The organism is Variovorax sp. N23 (assembly GCF_025486315.1).
In the GTDB taxonomy this organism is placed as follows: Bacteria; Pseudomonadota; Gammaproteobacteria; order Burkholderiales; family Burkholderiaceae_C; genus Variovorax.
In genome coordinates this window covers 75913-84505 of record NZ_JAOOPY010000020.1, presented here as the reverse complement: position 1 = coordinate 84505, position 8593 = coordinate 75913, and the positions used below count along the sequence as shown (strand labels likewise).

The window sequence follows — 8593 nt, the reverse complement described above, 5'->3', positions numbered from 1 at the left end:
CGACACGGGGCCGCCGGGCACGGCGTAGCGGTTTTCACGCGACAGCTGGCTCAGGTCGGGCGGCACCTCCAGCGTCGGGGCCTTGCCGGCGCTCTTGTAGTCGATCTTGTCGCTCTCGAGCACCGAGCAGGCGGACAGGCTGGCGATCAGGGCCAGCAGTGCGAATCGCGAAAAATTCTTCAACGTCGTCTTCCTTGGTGGAATGGTTCGATCAATCGAGGCCGTATCGGCCGCCCCGTGGGAGTCGGCCGCGTGCAAAAGGTTGCGTGGAAATGCGGTGGGCCCGGCGGACCGCTCAGTCCTTGAGCAGTCCGGTGGCGCGCAGGGCGGTTTCGACGGCCGGCCGGCTGGCTTCGCCGAGTTCGGTCAGGGGCAGGCGCAGCGTGCCGCCGCACAGGCCCATGCGGGCCATGGCCCACTTCAACGGGATGGGGTTGGGCTCGACGAACAGGTTGCGGTGCAACGGCATCAACTCGAACTGGATGCGCATGGCCGTGGCGACGTCGCCGGCGAGGGCCGCCACGCACAGTTCGTGCATCTTGCGCGGCGCGACGTTGGCCGTGACGCTGATGTTGCCCTGGCCGCCGCACAGCATGAGCGCAACGGCGGTGGGGTCGTCACCGGAATAGACGGCGAAGCGCTTGGGCAGGTCGCGGATCAGCCACTGCGCCCGCTCGATGTTGCCGGTGGCTTCCTTGATGCCGATGATGCCGGGCACCTGCGCCAGGCGCAGCACGGTGTCGTGCGCCATATCGGCCACGGTGCGGCCGGGCACGTTGTACAGCACGATGGGCAGGTCGCCCACCGCTTCGGCGATGGCCTTGAAGTGCTGGTACTGGCCTTCCTGCGTCGGCTTGTTGTAGTAGGGCACGACCTGCAGCTGCGAGTCGGCGCCGACGCCCTTGGCGAACTTGGCCAGTTCGATCGCTTCCTTGGTCGAGTTGGCGCCGCAGCCGGCCATGACGGGCACGCGGCCCTTGGCCTGCTCGACCGTCACGCGGATGATTTCGCAGTGTTCCTCGACGTCGACCGTGGGGGATTCGCCGGTGGTGCCGACCACGCCCAGGCAGTCGGTGCCCTCGTCGATGTGCCAGTCGATCAGCCGGCGCAGGGCGGGGTAGTCGACGCTGCCGTCTTCATGCATCGGCGTGGCGAGCGCGACGATGCTGCCTGTGAGTTGCTCCAAGGGGATCTCTTTGTCGGTTGGGACGAAAGGATGCATTCTACTGACCCGGCGCGGCGCCGCCGAGGGGGTGCCGTTCGGGGGATGCACCGAGCCCCACAGCCGGCCGAACTGCGGCGATGCGCTGCACGAAGCGCTCCGGCGCCGGCAGGAAGCCGTCTTCGTAGGCCACCACCCGCAGCCCGGTGCAGGCGGCGAGCAGTTCACCGGGCTGCAGCAGGAAGTCGGCCCGGGAGGGCTTGCCGACCGTCTCGTTGCCGGTGGCGAAGGTCTCGTAGAGCAGCACCCCGCCCGGCGCCACCGCCGCCACGATGTCGGGCAGGCGAGGGCGCCAGAGGTAGTTGGTGACGACGACCGCCGCGAACTGCCGCCCGTCGAAGGGCCAGGGCCCGCCCTCGATGTCGGCCTGCAGCACGCGCCCATGGCGCGACGCGGCCTGCACCGCGTCTTCCGCCCGGTCGACGCCGGTGGCCGGATGGCCGCGGTCGGCGAACCAGCGCATGTGCCGCCCCGCGCCGCAGGCCACGTCGAGCACCGCGCCGACAGGCGGCACCAGGTGCGACCAACGCACGATCCAGGGTGAGGGCGCCTGCAGCGCGGTGTGGGGTTCGGCGGTCAGAAGCAACTCCAGAGCTGGTCGATCAACGTCACCATGAAGGCGGGCTGCGTGTAGAGCATGAAGACGCCCGCGAGCACGGCTAGCCCGGCGACGATGGCGGCGGTCTGCATCCAGCGATGGCGCGCAGGTGTGTCCATGGATCAGGCGGCCTGCAGCGTGGGCCGCGCGATGGCATTTTCCTTCACCGGCAGGTTCACCAGCGCCGCCATCACGCCCAGCGCGATCGCGATGTACCAGACGATGTCGTAGCTGCCGGTGCGGTCGTACAGGAAGCCGCCCAGCCATACGCCGAGGAACGAGCCGACCTGGTGGCCCAGGAACACGAAGCCGCTGAGCATCGACAGGTGGGCCACGCCGAAGATCTGCGCGATCAGCGCGTTGGTCGCCGGTACGGTCGACAGCCAGAGGAAGCCGATCACCGCCGCGAACACATACACCGACAGCGGGGAGAGCGGCACGATCAGGAACAGCGCGATGGCAATGGCGCGCCCGAAGTAGATGGACGCCAGGATCTTTCGCTTGGCCAGCTTCTGCCCCAGGGTGCCGACCGTGTAGGTGCCGAACACGTTGAACAGGCCGATCAGCGCCAGCGCATAGCTGGCGACCTCGGGCGACAGGCCCTTGTCCTTGAGGTAGCTGGGCATGTGCACGCCAATGAAGACCACCTGGAAGCCGCAGACGAAGTAGCCGGCCATCAGCAGGCCGAAGCTGGGGTACTTGAAGGCCTCGATCACGGCCTGGACGATGGTTTGCTCGCGCCTGGCGCCGGGCACCGCCGCCCGCATCGGCTCGCGCAACCCGAAGGCGAGCGGCACGATCAGCAGCACCAGGGCCGCCAGCGCCAGCAGGGCGGTCTGCCAGCCCAGTCGAGCGATCAGCTGTCCTTCGATCGGCACCATCAGGAACTGGCCGAAGGAGCCGGCGGCCGCCGCCACACCCATCGCCCACGAGCGCCGCTCCGCGGGAATCTGTCGCCCGATCACGCCATAGATCACGGCATAGGTCGTGCCGGCCTGGGCCGCGCCGATCAGCACGCCGGCTGTCAGCGCGAAGAGCAGCGGCGTCGGCGACAGCGCCATGCCCACCAGCCCCAGCGCATAGCAGGCCGCCCCGATCAGCAGCACACGGAAGGCGCCGAGCTTGTCGGCCAGCATGCCGGCGAACACGCCCATCACACCCCACGAGAGGTTCTGGATGGCGATGGCCAGCGAGAAGGTCTGGCGCGTCCAGCCCTGTTCCTGGGTGATCGGCTGCAGCCACAGGCCGAAGCCATGGCGCACGCCCATCGACAGGGTGACGATCATGGCGCCGCAGATCAGGACCTGCTTCATGGAAAGGGCGGGAGCGGGGACGGTCATCCTGCGACTTTAGCCAATCGGCGCCTGCAGTGCCGTCCCGCCCCGGCCCGGCCCGGCCCGGCCCGGCATTCTTGATATTCGGGCGGCTCTTTCATGCGCCCGGCGCATCGGCCGGCACGCGCACTGTATGAGCATCCAGTTGTTGCCGGCGCCTTTCACTACAATCCGCCCCCATGGCGACTCCCCCCAAGACTCCCCCCGAATATTCCGAAGGCTCGATCCGCGTCCTCAAGGGCCTGGAGCCCGTCAAGCAGCGCCCGGGCATGTACACCCGGACCGACAACCCCCTGCACATCATCCAGGAAGTGCTCGACAACGCCGCCGACGAGGCGCTGGCCGGCTACGGCAAGAAGATCAAGGTCACGCTGCACACCGACGGCTCCGTCAGCATCGAAGACGACGGCCGCGGCATCCCCTTCGGCCTGCACCCCGAAGAAAAGGCACCCGTCGTCGAACTCGTGTTCACCCGACTGCATGCCGGCGGCAAGTTCGACAAGGGCTCGGGCGGCGCCTACAGCTTCTCGGGCGGTCTGCACGGCGTGGGCGTCTCCGTGACCAATGCGCTGTCGAAGCGCCTCGAGGTCACCTCCCACCGCGAAGGCTCGGTGGCCAGGCTGGCCTTCAGCGCCGGCGACGTGATCGAGGCGCTCGAAATCCGCAAGCTCGAGGCCGGTGAGCGCAAGCAGGGCACCACGGTGCGCGCCTGGCCCGACGCCAAGTACTTCGAGGTCGCGACGCTGCCGATGCACGAGCTGACACACCTCTTGCGCAGCAAGGCCGTGCTGATGCCTGGCGTGAGCGTCACGCTGGTCAATGAAAAGAGCGGCGACGCGCAGACCTGGCTCTACAAGGGCGGGCTGAGCGACTACCTGATGCAGACGCTCAACGGCGACCCGGTGATCCCGCTGTTCGAAGGCCGTGGTCACGCTGACAAGAACGCCGATAACTTCGCCGAAGGCGAGGGCGCCGACTGGTGCGTGGCCTTCACCGAAGACGGCCAGCCGGTGCGCGAGAGCTACGTCAACCTGATCCCGACCAGCGCCGGCGGCACCCATGAGAGCGGCCTGCGCGACGGCCTGTTCACGGCGGTCAAGAGCTTCATCGAATTCCATTCGCTGCTGCCCAAGGGCGTGAAGCTGCTGCCCGAAGACGTGTTCGCCCGCGCCAGCTACGTGCTGAGCGCCAAGGTGCTCGACCCGCAGTTCCAGGGCCAGATCAAGGAACGCCTCAACTCGCGCGACGCGGTGCGGCTGGTGTCGAGCTTCGTGCGCCCGGCGCTCGAGCTGTGGCTGAACCAGCACGTCGACTACGGCAGGAAGCTGGCCGAACTCGCCATCAAGGCGGCGCAGACCCGCCAGAAGGCCGGCCAGAAGGTCGAGAAGCGCAAGGGCTCGGGCGTGGCCGTGCTGCCGGGCAAGCTGACCGACTGCGAGAGCAAGGACATCAGCCATAACGAGGTCTTCCTGGTCGAGGGCGACTCCGCCGGGGGCAGCGCCAAGATGGGCCGCGACAAGGAGTCGCAGGCGGTGCTGCCTTTGCGCGGCAAGGTGCTCAACACCTGGGAAGTCGAGCGCGACCGGCTCTTCGCCAACACCGAAATCCACGACATCTCGGTGGCCATCGGCGTCGACCCGCACGGCCCCAACGACACGCCCGACATGAGCGGTCTGCGCTACGGCAAGGTCTGCATCCTGTCCGATGCCGACGTCGACGGCTCGCACATCCAGGTGCTGCTGCTCACGCTCTTCTTCCGCCACTTCCCCAAGCTGATCGAGACCGGCCACGTCTACGTCGCCAAGCCGCCGCTGTTCCGCATCGATGCGCCGGCACGCGGCAAGAAGCCGGCGTCGAAGGTGTATGCGCTGGACGAGGGCGAACTGGTCGCCACGCTCGACAAGCTGCGTAAGGACGGCGTCAAGGAAGGCGCCTGGAGCATCAGCCGCTTCAAGGGCCTGGGCGAAATGAGTGCGGAACAATTGTGGGAAACCACGCTCAATCCGGACACGCGCCGCCTGCTGCAGGTCGGCCTGGGCCGGCTGGCCTTCGGCGAGACCGAAGGCGAGATCACCAAGCTGATGGGCAAGGGCGAGGCCGCCGCGCGCCGCGAACTCATGGAGATCCGTGCCGACGACATCGAGATCGACGTCTGACGGCTTTCATCGACGAATCCACCGACCGAACGAACCCTTGATGTCCGCATTCCGCTTCCGAACCCTGCTGGCGAGCCTCGTGCTGATCGTCGCGCCGGTGTTCGCGCATGCCGCCGACATCTACGGCTATGTCGACGCGCAGGGCGTGGCGCACTTCGCCGCCGAGAAGCTCGATGCGCGCTACCAGCTCTTCTTCAAGGGCGGGCAGCAGTTCGACACGGCCGACGGCATCGCTCCGCTGGGCATCGCGCGTGCGCCGAAGGGCGCGGCCGGCGGCAGCGTGCCGCCGGCCGCCCAGACGCTGCTGGCGATGTTCGAGGCCTCGCCCAACTACAAGGCCGCCAAGGCCGCGCTGCACGACGCCGCGCGCACGCATTCGATCGACTACGAACTGCTGCAGGCGCTGGTCGCCACCGAGTCGGGCTTCGACGCGCAGGCCGTGTCGCCCAAGGGCGCGCTGGGCCTGATGCAGCTGATGCCCGGCACGGCCGAGCGCTACGGCGTGCGCGGCGACAAGCGCAAGACACAAGAGGCGAAGCTGTTCGATCCGCGCATCAACATCACCGCGGGCGCCCGTTATCTGGACCATCTGATCGACTTGTTCGAGGGCCAGATCGAGCTGGCGCTGGCCGCCTACAACGCCGGCGAGGGCGCCGTGCAGCGCGCCGGCAACAAGATCCCGAACTACCGCGAGACGCAGAACTACGTGAAGACCGTGCTGCAGCTCTACGCCTACCTCAAGCCCGGCACGACCACCGGCCGCGGCAAGGCGCCAGGCCGGGTTCGCATGGAGATCCCCGCGCCGCGCGCCGCGGCCGAGGGCAGCGCCGACACGGCCCTGCCGGCCACCGAATAGACCCGACAGACAGAGTCAGAAAAGCCAACAAGACATGGACGACCAACCCACGCTCGACCTCCCGATCCCCGAAGACCCCAATGCGCTGACGCTGGCCGACTACGCCCAGACCGCCTACCTCGAATACGCGCTCAGCGTGGTCAAGGGCCGTGCGCTGCCCGACGTGAGCGACGGCCAGAAGCCGGTGCAGCGCCGCATCCTCTATTCGATGTCGCGCATGGGCCTGGGCTTCGGCGGTGCCAACGGCACGGTCGGCGCCAAGCCGGTGAAGAGCGCGCGCGTCGTCGGCGACGTGCTCGGCCGCTTCCATCCGCACAGCGACCAGGCCGCCTACGACGCGCTGGTGCGCATGGCGCAGGACTTCTCGCAGCGCTATCCGCTGGTCGACGGCCAGGGCAACTTCGGCAGCCGCGACGGCGACGGCGCCGCGGCCATGCGCTACACCGAAGCACGCCTCGCGCGCATCACCAGCCTGCTGCTCGACGAGATCGACGAAGGCACGGTCGACTTCATCCCCAACTACGACGGCAGCACCGAGGAGCCGCGCCTGCTGCCCGCGCGCCTGCCTTTCGTGCTGCTCAACGGCGCCAGCGGCATCGCGGTCGGCCTGGCCACCGAGATCCCGAGCCACAACCTGCGCGAGATCGCCGACGCCTGCGTGGCGCTCATCAAGTCGAACGGCAAGCTGAGCGACGAAGAGCTGCTGCAGATCGTGCCCGGCCCCGACTACCCCGGCGGCGCGCAGATCATCAGCAGCGCCAGTGACATTGCCGACGCCTACCGCACCGGCCGCGGCTCCCTCAAGGTGCGCGCGCGCTGGAAGATCGAGGACCTCGCCCGTGGCCAGTGGCAGCTGGTCGTGAACGAACTGCCGCCAGGCGTGAGCACGCAGAAGGTGCTCGAAGAAATCGAGGAGCTCACCAACCCGAAGATCAAGGCCGGCAAGAAGGCGCTGTCGACCGAGCAGGTGCAGGTCAAGGCGGCCCTCCTGTCGGTGCTCGACGTGGTGCGCGACGAGTCGAGCAAGGACGCGGCGGTGCGCCTGGTGTTCGAGCCCAAGACCTCGCGCATCAGCCAGGAAGAATTCATCACCACGCTGCTGGCGCAGACCTCGCTGGAGAGCTCGTCGTCGATCAACCTGACGATGGTCGGCATCGACGGCAAGCCGGTGCAGAAGTCGATGCGGCAGATGCTCAACGAGTGGATCGCCTTCCGCGAGGTCACCGTCGAGAAGCGCTCGAAGCACCGCCTGGGCAAGGTGATGGACCGCATCCACATCCTCGAAGGCCGGCAGCTGGTGCTGCTGAACATCGACGAGGTGATCGCGATCATCCGCGCGGCCGACGACCCGAAGGCCGCGCTCATCGCGCGCTTCAACCTGAGCGAACGGCAGGCCGAGGACATCCTCGAGATCCGGCTGCGGCAACTCGCCCGGCTCGAGGCCATCAAGATCGAGCAGGAACTCAAGGGCCTGCGCGAGGAGCAGAAGAAGCTGGAAGACATCCTCGGCAGCCCGGCCGCGCTGCGCCGGCTGCTGGTCAAGGAAATCGAGGCCGATGCCAAGACCTTCGAGGACGCACGCCGCACGCTGATCCAGGCCGAGAAGCGCGCCGTGGCCGAAGTGAAGGTGGTCGACGAGCCGGTGACCGTCATCGTCTCGCAGAAGGGCTGGGTCCGCACGCAGAAGGGCTGGGCCAGCGAGAAGGCCGTGAACGGTACGCCGGCCGAATACAGCTTCAAGTCCGGCGACACGCTCTATGGTGCCTTCGAGTGCCGCAGCGTCGACACGCTGCTGGTCTTCGGCACCGCCAAGGACAGGTCGGTGCGCGTCTACACCGTGCCGGTCGCATCGCTGCCCGGCGGCCGCGGCGACGGCCAGCCGGTGACGACGTTGATCGAGCTCGACAGCGGCACGCAGCTGGCGCATTACTTCGCCGGCCCGGTGGGCGCGCAGCTGCTGCTGTCGAACACCGGCGGCTACGGCTTCATCGCTTCGGTCGAGAACATGATGTCGCGCCAGCGCGGCGGCAAGGCCTTCATCGACGTGGGCGAGGGCGAGCAGCTCTGCCGTCCGTCGCTGGTCGGCGGCGCGAGCGGCGCGGAGCCGATGCCGGCCGCGACGCATGTGGCCTGCGCATCGACCGGCGGCCGCATCCTGACCTTCGACATCACCGAGCTCAAGGCGCTGCCCAAGGGCGGCCGCGGGCTCACGCTGATCGACCTCGACCCCAAGGACACGCTCGCCGGTGCCGCGGCCTACACCCGCAGCGTGAAGATCGAAGGCCTCGGCCGAGGCGGCAAGGAGCGCGACGAGACGCTCGAGATCCGTTCGCTCAACAACGCCAAGGCCGCGCGCGGCCGCAAGGGCAAGGCCGCCGACCTGGGCTTCAAGCCGGCGCAGATCACGCGGGTGCAGTGACGCAGACG

The 8593-nt window shown here is 68.2% G+C and carries 7 protein-coding genes and 1 pseudogene; 3 read left to right on the top strand and 5 right to left on the bottom strand.

The genetic code is table 11. The annotated features are described in order from the left end of the window. The 5 genes and pseudogenes from N8A90_RS23290 to N8A90_RS23270 all read right to left on the bottom strand — a co-directional run. A pseudogene (locus N8A90_RS23290) lies at positions 1 to 183 on the bottom strand (hypothetical protein); the annotation flags it as partial. Between the two features lie 112 nt (positions 184 to 295). Continuing rightward, on the bottom strand, positions 296 to 1222 hold the full coding sequence (gene dapA / locus N8A90_RS23285) for a 4-hydroxy-tetrahydrodipicolinate synthase (RefSeq protein WP_262077602.1): 927 nt from the start codon (positions 1220 to 1222) through the stop codon (positions 296 to 298). Position 1223: 1 nt separating this feature from the next. After that, the gene (locus tag N8A90_RS23280) at positions 1224 to 1808 is read right to left on the bottom strand and encodes a class I SAM-dependent methyltransferase (protein ID WP_410087739.1); all 585 of its coding nucleotides are present in this window, start codon (positions 1806 to 1808) and stop codon (positions 1224 to 1226) included. Further along, the gene (locus N8A90_RS23275; protein WP_262077609.1) at positions 1799 to 1939 is read right to left on the bottom strand and encodes a hypothetical protein; all 141 of its coding nucleotides are present in this window, start codon (positions 1937 to 1939) and stop codon (positions 1799 to 1801) included. The genes N8A90_RS23280 and N8A90_RS23275 overlap by 10 nt, the downstream gene beginning before the upstream one ends. Positions 1940 to 1942: 3 nt before the next feature. Continuing rightward, positions 1943 to 3160: an MFS transporter gene (locus tag N8A90_RS23270; RefSeq protein WP_262077601.1), complete on the bottom strand. Its 1218-nt coding sequence runs from the start codon at positions 3158 to 3160 to the stop codon at positions 1943 to 1945. 173 nt (positions 3161 to 3333) lie between these two features. Between N8A90_RS23270 and N8A90_RS23265 the strand changes: the two genes are divergently transcribed. Genes N8A90_RS23265 through parC form a run of 3 tightly spaced genes read left to right on the top strand, consistent with a single transcriptional unit; the run spans position 3334 to position 8585 of the window. Continuing rightward, positions 3334 to 5310 carry a DNA topoisomerase IV subunit B gene (locus tag N8A90_RS23265; protein WP_262077600.1) on the top strand — a complete coding sequence of 659 codons (1977 nt, stop codon included), beginning with the start codon at positions 3334 to 3336 and terminating at the stop codon, positions 5308 to 5310. Between the two features lie 40 nt (positions 5311 to 5350). Further along, a complete protein-coding gene (locus N8A90_RS23260) occupies positions 5351 to 6166 on the top strand; it encodes a lytic transglycosylase domain-containing protein (RefSeq protein WP_262077599.1) in 816 nt (271 codons plus the stop codon). Between the two features lie 34 nt (positions 6167 to 6200). Then, positions 6201 to 8585 carry a DNA topoisomerase IV subunit A gene (gene parC, locus N8A90_RS23255; RefSeq protein ID WP_262077598.1) on the top strand — a complete coding sequence of 795 codons (2385 nt, stop codon included), beginning with the start codon at positions 6201 to 6203 and terminating at the stop codon, positions 8583 to 8585. The last annotated feature ends 8 nt before the right edge of the window (positions 8586 to 8593 follow it).